The 17709-nt window shown below is 68.1% G+C and carries 12 protein-coding genes; 7 read left to right on the top strand and 5 right to left on the bottom strand.

The window, feature by feature from the left end:
• Positions 1–11 precede the first annotated feature (11 nt).
• The 3 genes from KY572_RS36595 to KY572_RS36585 form a co-directional block, all read right to left on the bottom strand.
• Entirely contained in the window at positions 12–1511 is a 1500-nt protein-coding gene (locus KY572_RS36595) for an ammonia-forming cytochrome c nitrite reductase subunit c552 (protein ID WP_224248340.1), read from the bottom strand.
• A gap of 20 nt (positions 1512–1531) precedes the next feature.
• A complete protein-coding gene (nrfH, locus tag KY572_RS36590; protein ID WP_224248339.1) occupies positions 1532–2023 on the bottom strand; it encodes a cytochrome c nitrite reductase small subunit in 492 nt (163 codons plus the stop codon).
• Between the two features lie 462 nt (positions 2024–2485).
• Positions 2486–2641 carry a hypothetical protein gene (locus tag KY572_RS36585; protein WP_224248338.1) on the bottom strand — a complete coding sequence of 52 codons (156 nt, stop codon included), beginning with the start codon at positions 2639–2641 and terminating at the stop codon, positions 2486–2488.
• A 668-nt stretch (positions 2642–3309) separates the two neighbouring features.
• Between KY572_RS36585 and KY572_RS36580 the strand changes: the two genes are divergently transcribed.
• Positions 3310–4224 carry a DUF6310 domain-containing protein gene (locus KY572_RS36580; protein ID WP_224248337.1) on the top strand — a complete coding sequence of 305 codons (915 nt, stop codon included), beginning with the start codon at positions 3310–3312 and terminating at the stop codon, positions 4222–4224.
• Positions 4221–4979 (top strand): DUF5953 family protein, encoded by a 759-nt coding sequence (locus KY572_RS36575; protein WP_224248434.1) that lies wholly within the window; start codon positions 4221–4223, stop codon positions 4977–4979. The genes KY572_RS36580 and KY572_RS36575 overlap by 4 nt, the downstream gene beginning before the upstream one ends.
• A gap of 195 nt (positions 4980–5174) precedes the next feature.
• On the opposite strand, the gene KY572_RS36570 is transcribed toward KY572_RS36575, so the two are convergent.
• Positions 5175–7031, bottom strand: coding sequence for a discoidin domain-containing protein (locus tag KY572_RS36570; RefSeq protein ID WP_224248336.1), 1857 nt, complete (start codon positions 7029–7031; stop codon positions 5175–5177).
• Positions 7032–7288: 257 nt separating this feature from the next.
• Positions 7289–8167 carry a zinc metalloprotease gene (locus tag KY572_RS36565; protein ID WP_224248335.1) on the bottom strand — a complete coding sequence of 293 codons (879 nt, stop codon included), beginning with the start codon at positions 8165–8167 and terminating at the stop codon, positions 7289–7291.
• 128 nt (positions 8168–8295) lie between these two features.
• On the opposite strand from KY572_RS36565, the gene KY572_RS36560 reads away from it, so the two are divergent.
• The 5 genes from KY572_RS36560 (at position 8296) to KY572_RS36540 (ending at position 17592) form a co-directional block, all read left to right on the top strand.
• Positions 8296–10212: a ribonuclease R family protein gene (locus KY572_RS36560; RefSeq protein ID WP_224248334.1), complete on the top strand. Its 1917-nt coding sequence runs from the start codon at positions 8296–8298 to the stop codon at positions 10210–10212.
• 313 nt (positions 10213–10525) lie between these two features.
• Positions 10526–13339 carry a serine/threonine protein kinase gene (locus tag KY572_RS36555; RefSeq protein WP_224248433.1) on the top strand — a complete coding sequence of 938 codons (2814 nt, stop codon included), beginning with the start codon at positions 10526–10528 and terminating at the stop codon, positions 13337–13339.
• Positions 13340–13474: 135 nt separating this feature from the next.
• Positions 13475–14356, top strand: coding sequence for a hypothetical protein (locus KY572_RS36550; protein WP_224248333.1), 882 nt, complete (start codon positions 13475–13477; stop codon positions 14354–14356).
• Positions 14357–14364: 8 nt separating this feature from the next.
• Positions 14365–15774 (top strand): DUF4215 domain-containing protein, encoded by a 1410-nt coding sequence (locus tag KY572_RS48250; protein WP_224248332.1) that lies wholly within the window; start codon positions 14365–14367, stop codon positions 15772–15774.
• A gap of 108 nt (positions 15775–15882) precedes the next feature.
• The gene (locus KY572_RS36540; RefSeq protein WP_224248331.1) at positions 15883–17592 is read left to right on the top strand and encodes an NHL repeat-containing protein; all 1710 of its coding nucleotides are present in this window, start codon (positions 15883–15885) and stop codon (positions 17590–17592) included.
• The last annotated feature ends 117 nt before the right edge of the window (positions 17593–17709 follow it).

Genomic DNA, 17709 nt, shown 5'->3' with positions numbered 1-17709 from the left:
CTGGAGAAGCCTCAGTGGGAGGCGGGCTTCTCCGGCGTGGAGGAGGCAGGGTTGCCCGGGGCCGCGCTCGCGTCCCCGGCCTTCGGCGGAGGCTGGCCCGGCAGCTGCGGCTGGAACTTCGGATCCCTCAGGAGGATCTGCCCCTGCCGGGAGATGTTCGCGGACTCGGCGAGGATGCGGGCGGCCTCCTGCGGCGCGTGGAACCCCATGGAGTTCTCCGCCTCGATGAAGTCCAGCATGAACTGCGCGCGCCGCTGCAGCGCATGCACGGGCGCCAGCTCCGCCTCCGACTTGCCCGCCGCGCGCGCCGCCTTCGTGTCCTCGATGAGCCCCACCAGCGCATCCATCGCCTGGTTGCGCAGGTTGAAGGTCCGCTCCTGGATGGCCTCCGCCCGCGAGCGCAGTTCCTCCTCGGAGAAGTGATGGCAGGGCTGGCACGCCCGGTTGATGTTCAGCAGCGGGCTGCGCACGTGGTGGTCGCTGATCTTCAGCGCGCCCACGCGCTCGTAGGGCATGTGGCAGTCGGCGCATGCCACGCCCGAGCGCGCGTGGATGCCCTGGTTCCACAGCTCGAACTCCGGGTGCTGCGCCTTGAGCGCTGGCGCCCCCGTCTCCGCGTGCGTCCAGTCCTTGTGCCCGTTCTCCTCGTAGTAGGCGAGGATGTTCTCGATCTTCAGCCCCTTGTCCCACGGGTACGTCAGGCGCTTCTCCTTGCCCTGGAAGTAGTACTCGTCGTGGCACTGGCCGCAGACGAAGGCGCGCATCTCCTGGCGCGTGGCGTCCCGGTTCACGTCGTAGTTCTGGATGCCCTGCGAGGCCTTGAGCCGCGCCATGCCCTCCATGAAGGCCACCCGGGTGACGCGCAGCTGCATCGTCGCCGGGTCATGGCAGTCGATGCAGGACACCGGGTGCTCCACGTTCCTGCGGGCCTCGAAGTACGGCATCGCGTTGAGCTTCTCGAAGCCCTTCTTCAGGTCCCCGTCGCCCAGCTTCTTGTACGCGGTGTACACGGAGGCGTGGCAGTTGAGGCAGGTGCCCGGCTGCTGCGTCACCTGCTGGCGCTCGGTGAAGAGCTGGTCCTCCAGCATGTGCGCGTGGCCGCGCTCCTCGCGGAAGTCCTTGGCGAAGGCATAGCCGGCCCACATCGTCTTCAGCCGCGGGTCCTCCTCCAGGCGGCTCTGCGCCACCACCGTGCGCGGGTCGGCCTTGGTGGGCGTACGGGGCACCGCCTCGCTGCCGCCGTAGCGCGTGCGCACCTGATCCACGGTGCGCTTGTACCCGTCGTACTGGAGGGGGAAGTTCTTGCCCCACACCTCCGGGTCCACCGTGTCGTCGGTCAGCTCCACCACGCGGAAGAAGGGGTTCTTCGCCTCGTGCTTGCGTTGGGAGATGTTGATGAGCAGGGCGATGACCAGCACGATGGCCAGCGCGGAGACGAGCCCCACGGCGATGTAGAGCGCCAGCACGCGGCGTCGGAGGCTTCGGGCTTCGGAGGGAGCGGTCGAGGACACAGTGGGTTCTCTCCAGGAATTCACTCCTCGGGGTGACCCACCGAGGCGTGGCAGCGGATGCAGGAGATGGGCTCTTGCGCGGCGGGAGTGGAGGCTCCCGCGGGGGCCTGGCCATGCGCCGGATCGATGGCCTGGACGATGTCCTCATGGCAGGCGCGGCACTGGCCCTCGGTCACCTCGCGGTTGCGCGCGGTGATGCGGATGGGCTCGTGGAAGTCCCCGGTCGTGAAGGCCACCGAGTGATGCCAGCCGTTGAGGGCCTTCGTCGCGTACTTGCCCAGGAAGGCCTTCGGGGCATGGCAGTCGTTGCAGACGGCCACGTGGCGGTGGCTGGCCTTGCGCCAGCCCGCGTACTGCTCGTTCATCACATGGCAGTTGGCGCACGCCGCCGGGTCATCCGTCAGGTAGGAGGTCCCCTTGGCATAGGCGAACGTGAAGCTCGCGGCACCCACCGCGCCGCCAACGAGGATGCTGAGGAGGATGATGGCCCTGCGTCGGAATGCCCGGGACATAAGGAGTGGGTAGTGGGGAGGCAAGGTCGGCACTCCTCCCCGCCACGTCAACCCTGACGCGCGAGTTCCGACACCTTTCCCGACGCATCATGCCTATCTCGGGCGCCGGCGCCATGGCCCTGCGGCCAGGGGCTGCCACACCGGCCGTGTGCCAACCCACTCTCGAAGTGGCACACACATTGGCGCCCCGCTCCTCGTGGCCCTGGCCGCCGCCTGTCGGCCCGACTGGTTGCGAACTGGTATGACAAGCATACCAGTTGCTGGCGTTCTGGCCCGACACGGGCTGCTCCCCGGCAGGCGGCGGGGACTCGGGGGCGGTGCGTGCGTCGCGCACCGGAGCCGGCGGTCGAGCAGCGGCTCATCGGCGGCCTTGAGCAGCGCCGGCAGCAGAGCTGCTGCCAGCCCCAGGAAGACCTTCTCCCATGCCACCAGCAGCGGCATGTGGCCGGGCCGGTCTGCTCCTCATACCGCCAGTCTCAGCAGGTCGTACTCCCGCTCGACCCACTGGGTGCGCTCCTCCTGCCAGCGTGCCTCATCGCTCAACGAAGAACTGGCATTGAGCAGCAGCCCCTCATCAGGCTGGCTGGCGTGCTCGCACCAAGCGGCCAGCAGTTCCACCGTCACCTCCCGCTTGAGATGCAAAACAGCCCTGTAGAGGGTGCTTCTCGCATCAGAGTCTCAAGTGCCTGGGCTCTTCGGTGGGAGTTTGGTCTCGAGCACGACATACCAACCCCAAGGGGCGTCCTTCGTGACGAGCAGGCGCCCTTCAGCGCTTGCCCACTGAAGAGATGCACGGTCCTTGCGGAGCACCTGAAGCTTGAAGCTACGGCCACCTTCGCGAAGAACGTCCTCCTGTTGCTCAGTCCAGCGGCGGTGAGCGGCAGTGCGGAACGTCCGGAGGATGAGGGTGAAGATCGCCACGGCGGGGGTGAGGATGCCAACTGCCACTGCAATGGCTTGGAGCCTGGGGACCACGAGCGCGGCGACGGTAGTGAGAACAGCGAGCACTGCGGGGGAGTGCGCCTCATTTCGTGAGTGGTAGCGGGCAAGCGAGTGTGTCACCAACTCGCGGGGAGCCCTTGGTTGCACGAGTGGGCAAGTAGCAGGAGGCCGGGGAGGTGAAGCGCATATGAAGAGGCCGTCCGGGAGCGCGCCTCCCATGGGCGGAGCTGTCGGACGCGGGCGCTCCTCCATCGGCTCTCGCTGCCGGGGCGTGCTGATCCGCTCCAGCGGAGAACCGGCGTAGCCTTGACCCGCAGCACCTCGCTTGATTGAAAGGACCTTCCATGCTCCAGCGAACGTGCGGCGCCCCCCTGTTCCTGCTCCTTCTCTCGGCCTGCGCCACGATGGATGCGAGCCCGGGAGAGTGGGAGGACCCGAGTCCGAGGTACGCCAACCTTCAGCGGGCAGCGGAGTACCCCTGGACGGATGACGGGCATTGCGTCGTGCGCGAAGCCTCTAACGAATGGCCTATCCTGGCGGAGAGGTGCTTTCACACTCTCGACCGCGACAGGGTCAGGTTTCGTGATGTCACCGGGAAATGCGCTGTCGCCTCTGCCCCCGCGGCCGCAGCAGTTCCCGCGGCCGTGGCCCTCTGTATCTTTGCGTCACCGGCAGTCGTAACCGGAGCAGTGGTTGTGATTGGCGCGGTGGTGGTTGCAGCCGCCATACAAGAGGGGATTGATGTTTACCAGCGGAACGCAGCCCGTGAGCGTGCGAAGCCCAAGACTCAAACGCGGCCTGCGAAAGAACCTTTGGCGAACCGAGCGCCGAAGCCAAAGGGCTCACCGACCGGAGACACCTTCCCGCCCATACCATCCGATCCCAGGGAGCCCCCGGAGTGCAAGCCAATCCCGGTGCGGCACGCGGGCCAGGATGTCCCGCATAACGAGTGCGCCGATAGGTTTCCGCCCAACCGCTATCCCGGCATGGACGTATTCGTGGGCGGTGAGCGATTCGATGCTCTGCAAGTCGGCGTGCGCGTGCTGTGGGAGATCAAAACACATCGATTTGACACATATCCTGACTTCATCCGGAGGCGAGAGCTCGAGAAGGAGTTGGAGCAAATACAAAGGGAGCGAAGAACCGCGGAGGCATGTGGATATGACTTCATCATCGGGGTGAGCACCCAAGCGCACAAAGACGCGCTGCTCGAGGCGGATTTCTCACTTGATGTCGTCGTCACGGGGTGCAGACGATGACCAGACCTAGAGCCCTCACCCTCATTGTCTACGCGCCTGCGCTCGTGGGCAAAGACAGCCGCACGCTCGCTGTCGTCCATGGGATGGAAGAGGCGCTCCCCGGCCTGCGCCTGGAGTGGGAAGTAGGCAAAGGAGCACGCCCCATCGCATTGCCGCAGCGCGATGCGTGGCTCGTGGAAAGGACGCAGGACGGGAAATTCCCTCTTCTGTGCAACGGGGACGAGAGTTACCCCGTCACGGTCAACGGGAGGGGAAGACCTGGACTCCTCAGCCCAGGCGGTCAGTCCCTGTCTGAAGTGCATGCAGAACTGCCACTGGACGAGCCCGTGATCGCGGCAGCGGCGGCTGTGCTCGAGGGCGTGGCGGATGGTGCCCGCGCGTTCTGGGGGCATGCGTCGCCGTACGGTTTCGGCTCGAAAGTCGCGGAGCAGGTCCGCCGCTCGACTCATGCACCAGAGTTCTCACCGCGTGGGCTTCCCATGCTCAACCTTCCACAGAAGCTCTCCGCGCCTGAGATTCCCTGGTGCCTTGGGTGGCTGAACTACTGGTCGGCCGCTGCCGCGCAGGCCATCGGGTTCCCGGATCCTGCTCGCGACGCGGAGTTGCTCACGCGGGCGCGGCGCACGCCTTCGGGCGGATGGGTCGTGCAACTCACGGATGCCCCCCTCGATTACGACGACCCCACCCACTTGGACGCGCTGAAGCGGGCCTACGAGCGCTTCCCGGAGATCGGCGGGCGCGTCGCTCCGCGCTGAAGGAGGCTGCTGCGCGTCTCCTGGCGCGCTCCACAGGCCCAAGCGGCCCCTGTCCGCAGGAAGGGGGCGACGCGCGAGCACCTCCCTCGGTGAAGCTGCTGCGCGTGGTGAGCCGCACGGTGATGCGCGGAGGCACCTCTATGGCTGCAAGAGGTGCCCGCTCCCCAGGCAGGCACCTTGCCAGGACGACGAGGCTCAGTGAGACGGCTCGTCGTGGTCCGCCACCGACTCCGGCGTGTCCGCCGGAGGCAGCACCTTCTCGAAGCGCAGCCCCGCCGGCTCGCGGGCCGGATCGTCCACCGGGCCCGGAGGCGTCTCCAGCGACGAGGCCGAGACACTGCCCGGAGCCTCCACGGAGGCCGGGATCGTCTTCGTCAGCGTGAAGGTGTCCTTGATGGCGCCGCTCGCGTTGAGGAACTGCGCCACCAGCGTGCCGCCGTTCACCTTCACGTCCAGGTAGCCCGCGTCCGTATTGTTGCGGTACGCCGTCCAGCTCGGCTGCGCGATCGGGAAGCTCCGGAGGCTGGCGCCGCCGCTGCCCACCACCAGGTAGACGACGCCCCGGCTGCCCGAGGGCGCCACGCCGCTGCCCACCATCGGCTTGGAGCGCTCGTAGTTGTGGTCGTGGCCCGTGAGCACCACGTCCACCCCGTACTGCTCGAACATGGGGCCGAACTCACGCCGCATCAGCAGCTGCGAGCCATGCGCGCCGCTCGACCAGGGCGGGTGGTGGAAGAACACCACCTTCCACGGCTGGCGCGTGGCGGCCAGGTCCGCGGCCGCCCAGCTCTTCTGCGCCGCCAGCGTGCAGCGGTCCGACGAGGCCAGGCCGATGGCGCAGCTCGAGTCCAGCGCCACGAAGTGCACCGGGCCCCAGTCGAACGAGTAGTAGCGCTCCGTGTTCGCCGGGTTGTTGGCCGGCAGGTAGAAGTTGTCCAGGTAGGGCTGGGCCTGGTTCGTCACGTACTCGTGGTTGCCCGGGCTGGCGAACAGCGGCACCCGCCGCAGCAGCGCCGCCATGGGCGTGAACATGTGGTCCTGGAAGTCCTGCTCCGTGCCGGACTCGTAGGCGTTGTCGCCCAGCGCCACCATCAGCTCTCCGGCCAGGTTCGACTGCCCGAGCCGCTCCAGCACCCGCGCCTGCGAGGAGCCGCCCGTGCCGAAGTCTCCCATCGCCGTGAAGTGGATGCTCCGCGTGCTCGACGTCGTCGCCGTGCGGAACTGCCGCACGCCCGTGACGGAGCCGCACGCCTCGACGACGTAGCTGTACGTCTGCCCCGCGCTGAGGCCGGTCAGCTTCACCACGTGCCGCCAGCCGGCCGCCGTCGCCGTCGCCGTGCGGGACAGGTCCGTGCCCAGGCCGTAGCGCACGAAGGGCGTGCACGACACCGCCGAGCGGAACGCCACCAGCGCGCTCGTGGTCCCCACGCTCTGCAGGTACGGCCTGCGCGGCAGCGCCGGCCCCGTGTCCTCCGTGGGCGGCGGCTGCGAGGTCTGCTCTCCGCACGCCCGTGCCTCGAGGATGGAGGCCCAGTCGTTGACGGTGTTGCCGTTGACGGTGACGCGCAGGTAGCGCGCCCGCCGCGGGGCGAACGTGTACGTCTGCGCATCGAGGTTCAGCGCGCTGTCGGCCGCGTACACCTGTGTGTAGGTCGTCCCGTCCTCGGACGTGGAGAGGACGAAGTGGTTCTGGCGCTGGTTGCCCTGGTGCCAGGCAATGGCCGCCCCCGCCAGCGTCTGCACGCTGCCCAGGTCCATCCGCAGCCACGCGCCCACGCCCGGCCCGGCCCAGCGGGTGGTCAGGTTGTCGTCCTGCGAGTTGGCCGCCACGCCGCCGGCGCCGTCGTCTCCGCTGGCGCTCACCGCCGCCGTGGTCAGCACGCGGCAGTTGGTCACGGTCAGCGGACCGGCGGTGTCCTGGATGTCCTGGGATGGGAGCTCGGCGGCGGGCGTCTCCGCGGAAGGCGGCTCCTTGGAAGGAGCGTCCTCCTCGCACGCGGAGAGGAGCCACACCGCCAACAGGCCTGAGGTGATCAGTGAGAGTTTACGCATCGCGGCGTGGCCAACAGCACCTGCCTGGCGGGATTCCCGCTCGAGGCGGCCAGGCACCGCGCGCCCTCGGGCTCCCGGCCGTCGAGGCGCCAGGCGTGCGCGCCGCAATGCTTCGGATTTTCGAGCTCGCCCGTGTGTCCGGGCATCTTCCGAGCGGCCCAGGCCCAGCGCGCCCGGCGGCTCGAAGCCCGCAAAAGAGAAACGCCGAGGTGCGCGGAACACCCCGGCGTTTCAGGAAGTGAGTCAGCTCGACTGGATTACTTGCCGAGGCGGTACGCCGTCCACATGGAGTCCATGCGCGCGTTCTGGCCCGCGGTGAACGTGTTCATGCAGCTGTCGTCCGTGTAGTCCATGAAGTTGTAGATGGGGTCCGCACCCGGGTCGCGGGTGCAGGTGTCGCGGCCCACCGGGCAGCCGTAGGCAGGCGACTTCTCCTGCGGGGTGTCGCTCACGCCGTCGTTGTTCTTGGCGCAGCCGCCCTGGAAGGTGTGGTACAGGCCCAGCCAGTGGCCGACCTCGTGCGTGCCCGTGTCACCCTCGTTGTACGGAGCCGCCGTGCCACCGGGCACCGACGAGTACAGCAGCACCACGCCGTCCATCTTCGGAGACGAGGCGTACGAGGACGGGAAGGTCGCCCAGCCCAGCAGGCCGCCGCCCATGTTGTTGGAGTAGATGTTCAGGTCGTCCGCGGTGCCCTGGCGCAGCGCGTTCTTCATCTGCGACTCGGCGGTGCTGCCGTGGGTCGCGGTGTACCAGGTGGCGTTGGTGGTGCGGGACACCGACACCAGCGCGAAGCGGAACGGGGTGTTCGCATACGCCGCGTTCAGCACCGCGATCTGACCGTCGATCTTCGCCTGCGTGAGGTCCGACGCGGTACCCGCGCCGTTGTTGATGACGTGCCAGTAGACGTTCACCGTGATGGAGCCGACCGCGGCGGCCGCGCTGCGGGTCTCCGCGAGCGTCGCCTCAACAGCCTCACGCTCCGTCTGGCTCAGGTCCTTGGTGGCGCAGCCACGAGCGTCCACGACCTGCTGCTCCACGGGGGCCGGCTCCTGCTCCTTGTTCTCGGTGCAGCCGGAGAAGGCAACCATGGCACCCAGCAGCAGACCGCTCTTCCAGTTGAAACGACGCGACATTTCCCAGCTCCTAGGAAAGTGGGGGAGCCAAGAAATAAGATGAATCAGTAGCGTGAGTCACGCTGCTATCAGATTATCTTGTAATTATACAGTCACCTCGATTTTTTCGTTGGTAGGACTTCGTAAGCATGTCTCAGACTTCCTCCTCCTCGGGCCTTCCTGCTTCTACACGGAATGTCACCGGGCGTATTGATGTCCATCCCCGCGGGTTCGGGTTCCTCAGTGTGCAGCCGGCCCCCGCCGGTGAGGTGATCTCCGCGTTCATCCCACCGCCGGAGCTGGCGCCCTTCCTCGCCGATGACGTGGTGTCCGCGACGGTGAGCCAGGCCGCGGATGGGCGCTGGTCCGCCAGCGGGCTCTCCCTGGTGCAGCGTCCGCGCGAGCAGGTTTATGGAGAGGTGGTGCTGCGCAAGGGCGCCCCGCACCTGCGCATCGACAAGGAGGTGGCGAACACCGACTGGCCGCTGGACGCGGCCGGCGTCGAGGTGCAGCCCGGCGACGCGGTGGTGGCGCGCGTGGCCGACGGCAAGGGCGTGCTCGTGTACAAGCTGGAGCCCGGGGCGGACCGCTCCATCGAGCGCGTCATCGCCCGGCACGGCCTGCGGCGGGCCTTCACGCCCGAGGTGCTCGAGGCGGCCCGAGCCACCCAGGCCCGGCCCCATACGGTGGGGGCGCGGAGGGATCTCCGCTCGCTGCCCACCGTCACCGTGGACGCGCCCTCCACGCGGGACATCGACGACGCCATCTGCGTGCTGCCGGCGGGGGCGGACGGGGCGCTGCGGCTGCTGGTGTCCATCGCGGACGTGGCGGAGTTCGTCTCGGAGGGCTCGGTGCTGGATCAGGCCGCGCGCGAGCGCGCCACCAGCGTGTACCTGGCCGGCCACGTGCTGCCCATGCTCCCGGAGGAGCTGTCCGCGCACTGGCTGAGCCTGGTGCCCGGCGAGGAGCGGCTGTGCCTCACGGTGGAGCTGCGCATCGACGCGGAGGGGCGCGTCACCGCGGCGGACGTGTACGAGAGCATCATCCGCTCCTGGGCGCGGCTGAACTACGACGAGGTGGCGGACTTCCTGGACAAGAGCATCGTCTCCTCGCCCATGGAGCCGGTGCGCGAGGTGATGCCGTGGTTCCGCGCGGCCGCGGCGCGGCTGGCGGTGGCGCGGGCGGGGCGCGGCGGCATCGAGATGGCGCGCGAGGAGGCGCGCTTCACCTTCGACCGGGAGACGGGCCAGGTCTCCGGCATCGAGAACGAGCACCCCACCTCGGCGCACAAGATGATCGAGCGCTTCATGGTGGCCGCCAACGAGGCCATCGCGGAGTGGATGCTCACGCGCGGCCTGCCGGCCCTCTATCGCGTCCAGGACGAGCCGGATCCGCTGCGGGTGGCGGACTTCGCGGCGTTCGCGCAGCACTCGGGCTTCGCGGCGGGCTTCGGCGGCCGGATGTCTCCGCTGGCGCTGGGGGCGTTCGACCGGCAGATCTCCGGCTGCACGGCGGAGCCGGCGCTGCGCTCGGTGCTGCGGCGCTCGCTGGGCCCGGCGCGCTACACGGTGGTGCCCTCGGGGCACTTCGGCCTGGCGGCGCGCTGGTACCTGCACTTCACCTCGCCCATCCGGCGGTACGCGGACCTGGTGGTGCACCGCATCCTCAAGCAGTACCTGCATGGCCGCCGGGACTTCACGCACCAGGATCCGGCGGTGGAGCAGCTGGCCACCCACATCAACACGCGCGCCCGGGGTGCCTCCCGCGCCGAGCAGGATCGCCACCGGGTGCTCGAGGCCCGGCTGATGGCCTCGCACGTCGGGAAGAGCTACCCGGGGCGCATCACCCGCGTGAAGCCCTTCGGGCTCATCGTGCAGCTGGACGACATGCTGGTGGAGGGTGTGCTGCCGGTGGACGCGCTGCCCGGAGGGCCCTTGCGGCCGGACGCCCGCGAGACGTCCCTCATCGGGCCGGAGCGGACGTTCACCATCGGCATGCCCGTCCAGGTGAAGGTGGTCTCCACCGACGAGCTGCTCGGCCGCATCGAGTTCGCGCTCGCGGGCTGATCTCGGAATCGGAGAAAACCGATTTCCTGGTGAACACAGAGGGTGCCCTGAAGTGCTGATCACTTCCGTGCGGCATTCCCGGCATTAACTACCAGCACTGCCTGTCTCCGGCCGCGGTCGGAGACGATGGTGGGTGGTGATCGGGAGTGCGGTGGGCTGGGAGACACTCGGGGGGGACCGAGGGCATTCGTCTCGCTCAGCACGGGACCCCGGTTCGTAACTGCATCCCACGGAACGAAACCGGAACATGAACCAGACCGACGCGGGCGCCGCGCTCCGGCCCCTCACCGCCAGCACGGCGGGGGGCGGAGCCATGGCCCAACGAGAGAGCATGGGGGGCGTTCCCGCAGCGGGGACGCGCATCCACCACTACGAGCTGATCCGCCAGCTGGGCAGTGGCGGCATGGGCACCGTCTTCCTCGCCCGAGACATGCGGCTGGGTCGCCGCGTGGCCATCAAGTTCCTGCACTCGACGGCGCCGGAGATCACCCAGCGGTTCATCCTCGAGGCCCGCGCCACGGCCCGCTGCAGCCACGAGAACATCGTCGTCATCCACGAGGTGGGCGAGTTCCAGGGCACCCCCTTCATGGTGCTGGAGTTCCTGCAGGGCCAGCCGCTGCACAAGGTCGTCAGCGGCCAGCGCCTGCCTCCCGCCCGGGCCGTGGAGCTGATGGTGCCGGTGGTGCGGGCGCTGGCGTGCGCGCATGCCCAGGGCATCGTCCACCGCGACCTGAAGCCGGACAACATCCTCGTCACCGACACGGGCACCATCAAGGTGCTGGACTTCGGCATCGCCAAGGTCCTGCAGGCTCCCGAGCAGGCCGCCGAGGGCACCAACGTGCTGCGCCTGCGCCCGGCCCATGCCGCCGCGGCCGCCTCGGCCCTGGACTCGGGAGAGGAGCTCGTCAACCTGACGCATGGTGGCGCCCTGCTCGGCACGCTGCCGTACATGTCTCCGGAGCAGTGGGGCAACGGCGCTCCCGTCGATCACCAGACCGACATCTGGGCCGTGGGCATCATCCTGTTCCGGATGCTCGCGGGGCGGCACCCGCTGGATCCGCTGCGGGGCCCGCAGCTGGCCGTCACGGCGTTTGTCGACGAGAAGATGCCGCGCCTGCGCGACTTGGCACCGGACGTTCCCGCGGAGCTGGCCGAGGTGGTCGACCGGTGCCTGCTCAAGCGCAAGCAGGAGCGCTTCCCGGATGCGCTCGCGCTGCTGCGCGCCCTGGAGCCGTTCCTGCCAGGCCGCTATGCCCGCGAGCTGCGCGTCGACGAGAGTCCCTACGCCGGCCTGAGCTCGTTCCAGGAGTCGGATGCGGATCGCTTCTTCGGGCGCTCGCGGGAGATCACCGCGCTGGTGGGACGGCTGCGAGATCGGCCCCTGCTGGCGGTGGTGGGGCCGTCGGGGGCGGGAAAGTCCTCCTTCGTGCGCGCGGGGCTGGTGCCGGTGCTCAAGCGCTCCGGCGAGGCCTGGGAGACCCATGTCGTCCGCCCGGGCCGCGAGCCGCTGGGTGCGCTGGCCCACCTGCTCGCGCCGCTGGTGACGTCGTCGACCTCGCTCGCCGATGATCTCAAGGAGCACCACAAGCTGGTCGAGCGCCTGCGCGCGGAGCCGGGCATCGTGGGCTCGGTGCTGCGCGGCCGTGCGCGCCGCCAGCGTCAGCGGATCCTCCTGTTCGTCGATCAGTTCGAGGAGCTCTACACGCTGGTGCCGGACGCGCGCGAGCGCCTGGCCTTCACCGCGTGCCTCTCCGGTCTGGCGGACGATGCCACCTCGCCCATCCGCGTGGTGCTCTCCATCCGCTCGGACTTCCTGGACCGGGTGCCGGAGGACGAGCGCTTCATGGCCGAGCTCAACCAGGGCCTGTTCTTCCTCACCACGCCCCAGCGGCAGGGGCTGCGGGACGCGCTGGTGCAGCCGGCGGAGATGGCCGGCTACCGCTTCGAGACGCCGGCCATGGTGGACGGCATGCTCCAGCACCTGGAGTCCACCCAGGGCGCGCTGCCGCTGCTCCAGTTCGCCGCCACCCAGCTCTGGGAGCAGCGCGACCCGGCGCGCAAGCTGCTCACCGAGCAGAGCTACACGGCCATGGGCGGCATCGCCGGGGCGCTGGCCAGCCATGCGGGCAGCGTCCTGAACGGGCTGTCTCCCCAGGGGTATGCGCTGGCGCGCGCCATCTTCCTGAGGCTCGTCACGCCCGAGCGCACACGCGCCATCGTCTCCCTGGAGGAGCTGCGCGAGCTGTCCCGGGACACCCGCGAGCTGCAGGGGGTGATCGACCAGCTCGTCCAGGCGCGCCTGCTGGTGGTGCAGACCGGAGGGGGCGCCACCGGGGCGACCGTGGAGCTCGTCCACGAGTCGCTCATCCACGGCTGGCCCGCGCTGAAGCGCTGGCTGGACGAAGGGCAGGAGGACTCGGCCTTCCTGGAGCAGCTTCGCAACGCGGCACGGCAGTGGCAGGCCAACCACCGCGACCGGGAGTTGCTGTGGCGAGGCGAGGTGGTGGAAGAGGCCCGCCGCTTCCAGCGGCGCTACCAGGGCGAGCTTCCCCAGGTGCAGCAGGAGTTCCTCAAGGCCGTCTTCGCGCAGGCGGCCACGTCCACGCGACGCAAGCGGGCCCTGGTGGCCGGCTCGATGGTGTTCCTGGGCCTGCTGGTGGCGGCCTCGGCGGTGGCGCTGGTGGTCATCCGCAACGCACAGCGGGATGCCGAGCGCCAGGCGAACCTGGCTCGCGGCGAAGTGGAACGTCGGCGCGAGTCCGAGGCCAAGGCCGTCGAGGCCGAGGCGCAGGCGCGGCAGCGGCTCGCCGAGGTCCAGGCCAAGGAGCTGGAGCGCCAGCAGGCCTGGAACAAGGCGGAGCAGGCACGCCAGGAGCTGGCGGATGCCTATGCCCGGCTCCAGCGTACGAACACGGAGCTGAAAGCAGCACTGGATGGTGCCAGGAGAGCGCAAGAGCGCGCACGGGCTGCCCAAAGGAGAGCGGACCGCCACGCGCGCGCGGAGCGTCTGGCCGCGGAGAAGGCTCTCCTGCTCGCGAAGGAACTCGAGAAGAAGCGACTGGAAGATCAGGAGCGCATCGAGGAACTCAACAGGCGACTCGGTGAACTCGTACTCGACCTGGAATGAAGAGGAGACGGGATGAAGACGAACAGATTTCCCCATGTCCTCGCGGCCCTCCTCGCTCTAGGAATGGCGCCCGCGTTCGCACAGTCCCCCCAGCTGGACGTCGATGATACAAGGGCCTGGGCACATGGAGTCCCCATGGAGGCTCGACAGTCCTCCAGGCGGCTCTTTCTCGAAGGCATCTCCCTGTCACAAAACGGGATCTTCGCCCAAGCCGTGGAGCGCTACCAACAGGCGCTCCAGCACTGGGATCACCCTGCCATCCACTACAACATGGCGATGGCGCTGCAGAACCTCAACATGCCCATCGAACTCCATGCGCACCTCACGGCGGCGCTGCGCTACGACGGGAAGCCTCTGGATGAGGGAAAGCAGAAGCGAGCCAGGCAGCTCAAGACACTCGTCGAGCAGCAGCTCGCGCAGCTGGAGATCATCTGCGATGTCCCAGGTGCCACTGTCACGACGGGAGAGGAGATCCTGTGCCACTCTCCCGCTCACCTGACGCGGTGGGTGCTTCCCGCCGAGTACACCTTCGTTGCCAGGAAGGAGGGCTACTCCTCCGAGCTTAACACCCGGAGACGGACCCTGCGGCGAGGAGAGAACCTCACCCTCCATTTCCGGATGTACACGGACGATGAGTTGAAGCGAGGCGAGCGGTGGTTGCCCGTATGGGCGCCGTGGGCCGTGCTGGGGGGGGGAGCCGCCTTCGCCATGGGCGGCGGATGGCTCTACACCCGCGCGCATGATAGCCACCAGCGCTTCGACAAGGCCATCCGGGATTGCGGAGGCTGCCTGCCCGCCCCCGAGATTTCCGCCCTCCGCGTCCGCGGGGATCAGCTCCAGCGGGGCGCAACCGGGGCCTATATCGCGGGCGGTGCAGCGCTGCTCACGGGGCTGGTCCTCCTCTACGCCAACCAAGAGCAGACTCGCTATCTCACGGCGGACGAGCACGAGCGGCAGCTCAACATCGCGCCCCTGCTGGGAGATCAGCCTGGTGCAGTCATGACCTTTCGTTACTGAGGTGCCCGATGATCCGCTTGTACAGCCCATCCCCCAATAAGGTTGCCCTCGCCTCCGCGCTGGTGCTCCTGGCGCTGTCGGTGCCAGCCTGCTCCAAGTCCACAACCGAGACCTGCTCCTCGGGCCTCGTCTGTCCCCCGGGCTGGGCCTGCTCCGCCGATGGCCAGGCGTGCATCAATAACTCCTGCGGCGATGGCGTCGTCCAGGAAGGAGAAGCCTGCGACGACGGCAACCTCCAGAGTGGAGACCGGTGCAACAGCACCTGCACCTCCGACGAGCAGTGCGGAAACAGTGTGACTGACCCCGGAGAAGCATGCGACGACGGCAATACCGTGAACGGGGACACGTGCAGTGCCGACTGCAAGCGCTCGGCGGAGTGCGGCAACCACAGCGTCGATGCGAGAGAGGAGTGCGACCCACCTGGAGACCGAGTGGGGTTTCGCTGCAGTCAGAACTGCCTCATCGCCTTTTGCGGGAATGGAAAGATTGAGGAGGGAGAGGAGTGCGACGATGGAAACCACAGCAATGAGGGCCCCTGCCTCGCCAACTGCCTATGGAACCGCTGCGGCGACGGCCACCTAAATCCACTGAACGAAGCCTGCGATGACGGGAATACCGTCACCGAGTCGAGCTGTCCCTATGGGACCAAGGACTGCACCATGTGCAACGCCAACTGCTCGCGAGAACTCACTCTCCGTGGGCCGTCGTGTGGTGATGGGGAGAAAGATTCCGGCGAGGTGTGCGACAGCGGTTCCGCGAATGGCTCAATGACTTGTCCCTATGGCTCGAAGACATGCTACGTCTGCAATGCCACCTGCAGTGCCCTGGAAATGCGCAAGGGTGCCTACTGTGGCGATGAACATCAGGATCAAGCCGAGGACTGCGATTTCGGCCAGGCCTGCGGCACCTGTACGAGTCAGTGCACACGGGCCGCTCCTGCTCCGGCCCGAGGCAAGATCACCGTCAAAGCTCCTCACCTCATCGCGGAGGGCACGTCCTTCATCTTCAGCGACGGCTGGGCTCCTCCCATAACCTTCATGTTCCATGCGGATTGCACGGTCGAGAAACGCTGTTATGGCAACGAGAACCGCCGTTATTGCTGCATCATGATGCCTTGGTCCAGGGAAAGTGAGACATTGGCATCGGCCATCCGGGACGCCGTCAATGCAGCTTTTAATAAGAAGGACTGGCTCGCTGTATCCGCACAAGCACAGTCAGGCAGCGTGATACTCACCCACTACCATCCTGGAGTCGCTGGCAATCAGCGCATCAACACGACCGATCCCCTGGCGTTGTCCGTGGAAGACCTCTCAGGGGGTGTGGGGTTCTCTTGTGAGGAGGGTTCAAGGTGCGATCGAAAGGAGGACTGTAAGTCCCATCTGACGTGCGGCACCAACAGACGGTGTGTGCCTAAGTAACCCCGCCTTCCGCGCCCGTGCTCCGCGTGGCACAGTCCACTGTGTCGGGGACCGTGACCGGGTCTCCAGGAAGCTCCTGGAGCCTCTGTCCGGCCAGGGGACGTCAGCATGCGCAGCGGATGGTTCGGGCTCGTGGCAGTGGCGGCACTCCTCACCTCGTGCGGCGATGGAGCTGGGGACTCCGAGCCGACGCTCCAGTTCCGCGTCGGAGGCACGGTGAGCGGCCTCGACGGCAGCATCACCCTCCAGCTCAACTCCGGTGAGCGCCTCACCCTGAGCCAGAGTGGACCGTTCCTCTTCGAGACTCCCATCGACGACGGGAACCCCTACCGGGTGGCCATCACCACCGCTCCCGCGGAGCAGGTCTGTACCCTGAAGGCCCCCTCGGGCCGCATCGCCGGCACGGACGTGGACTCGGTCCAGGCCACCTGCGTGCGGCGGACGTACACGCTTGGCGGACGGGTGGCGGGGGTGACGGGCTCCCTCCAGCTCTCCCTCGACAGCGGAGAGACGCTCTCCGTCGATGCGCCCTCCGCCTTCACCTTCCAGACGCAGCTGCCCCGAGGCAGCCCCTATACGGTCACCTTGGGGACTCCACCGCGCGGCTTTCGCTGCGCCCTCACGGGAGGCAGCGGCACGGTGGCGGGCCCCGTCACCGACATCACCGTCCAGTGCACGCCCTGGTTCGCGCTCACCACCTTCCAACCCGCGAAGCTCGTCCTCGGGCAGAACGACTTCACCCTCCGGCTGCCGAACCAGGGAGACTCGACGGGCTACACCACCCAGTTCCGTCCCGCGGGACACCCGACGCTCGTCGAGGGCCGGCTCTACGTCTCGGACTCGGGCAACCACCGCATCGTCGGGTTCGATGTCATGCCCACGGCGAACGGCCCAAGCGCCAGCTTCTTCCTCGGGCAGATCGACTTCTTCCCCCACAGCGAGAGCGCGGGGCCCCGGGGCCTCGCCAGGCCCGCGACCATCGCCGTCGAGGCAGGACGCATGGTGGTGGCGGACCGGGGCAACAACCGCGTCGTCGTCCACCTCTCGACTCCCAAGGACACCTTCGTCCCGGCGAACGCCATCGTCGGCCAGCCGGACTTCCTCAACATCTCTCCGCGCTGTGACAGGCGCTCGCTCCGGACGCCCTCGGGGGTGTCCCTCGTCCAGGGCAAGCTCGTGGTGGCGGACACCGACAACCACCGCGTCCTCATCTGGAACACGCTCCCCACCTCGCACAACGCGGCGGCGGACCTCGTGCTCGGCCAGCCGGGCTTCACCTCCTGCGTCGCCAACGACGCCCACCAGGACGGCACCTCCGCCGAAGCCCCCACCGCCTCCACGCTCTCCAGGCCCGAGGGCGTCTGGACGGATGGCACACGCCTCCTCGTGGCCGACACCGGCAACCACCGCGTGCTCCTCTGGAACCCGTTCCCCACCACGAATGGCCAGCCCGCGGACCTCGTCCTCGGCCAGCCGGGCTTCACCACCGCCGACGCGGCCACCTCCGCCACCGGCATGAACGCGCCCAACAACGTCAACTCCACCGGCCAGCAGATCTTCGTGAGCGAGCGCGGAAACAACCGCATTACCCTGTGGAACCAGTTTCCCACGAATAATGGAGCCGCCGCGGAGCTCGTCCTCGGGCAGCCGGACCTCACGTCGCGCTCCCGCAGTGATCCGCCCATCGAGGACCCCGACCAGGACCCCATCCCGAGCGCCCGGAGCCTCTACGCGCCCGGTGGTGTCCTGCTGGCCGCGCCCTACCTGGTGGTGACGGACACCGAGAACCACCGCACCCTCATCTTCGAGAGCCAGTGAGACTGCGCGCAGGCTCGGCAGGCAGCCGCTCGGAGAAGCTTCCCTCGCGTCTCCTTGTGAATGTGTCCCATACTGCATGAAAATGTCCCGCTTGCATGCCAAGTGGGGGGATGCACC

This window comes from Hyalangium gracile (assembly GCF_020103725.1).
Lineage (GTDB): Bacteria > Myxococcota > Myxococcia > Myxococcales > Myxococcaceae > Hyalangium > Hyalangium gracile.
This window is presented reverse-complemented; position numbering and strand designations above follow the sequence as displayed.

Coding starts and splice junctions, on each gene's coding strand:
- nrfH (WP_224248339.1), bottom strand. CDS start 2,023: ATGTCCCGGGCATTCCGACGCAGGGCCATCATCCTCCTCAGCATCCTC.
- KY572_RS36580 (WP_224248337.1), top strand. CDS start 3,310: ATGCTCCAGCGAACGTGCGGCGCCCCCCTGTTCCTGCTCCTTCTCTCG.
- KY572_RS36575 (WP_224248434.1), top strand. CDS start 4,221: ATGACCAGACCTAGAGCCCTCACCCTCATTGTCTACGCGCCTGCGCTC.
- KY572_RS36570 (WP_224248336.1), bottom strand. CDS start 7,031: ATGCGTAAACTCTCACTGATCACCTCAGGCCTGTTGGCGGTGTGGCTC.
- KY572_RS36565 (WP_224248335.1), bottom strand. CDS start 8,167: ATGTCGCGTCGTTTCAACTGGAAGAGCGGTCTGCTGCTGGGTGCCATG.
- KY572_RS36560 (WP_224248334.1), top strand. CDS start 8,296: ATGTCTCAGACTTCCTCCTCCTCGGGCCTTCCTGCTTCTACACGGAAT.
- KY572_RS36555 (WP_224248433.1), top strand. CDS start 10,526: ATGGCCCAACGAGAGAGCATGGGGGGCGTTCCCGCAGCGGGGACGCGC.
- KY572_RS36550 (WP_224248333.1), top strand. CDS start 13,475: ATGGAGGCTCGACAGTCCTCCAGGCGGCTCTTTCTCGAAGGCATCTCC.
- KY572_RS48250 (WP_224248332.1), top strand. CDS start 14,365: ATGATCCGCTTGTACAGCCCATCCCCCAATAAGGTTGCCCTCGCCTCC.
- KY572_RS36540 (WP_224248331.1), top strand. CDS start 15,883: ATGCGCAGCGGATGGTTCGGGCTCGTGGCAGTGGCGGCACTCCTCACC.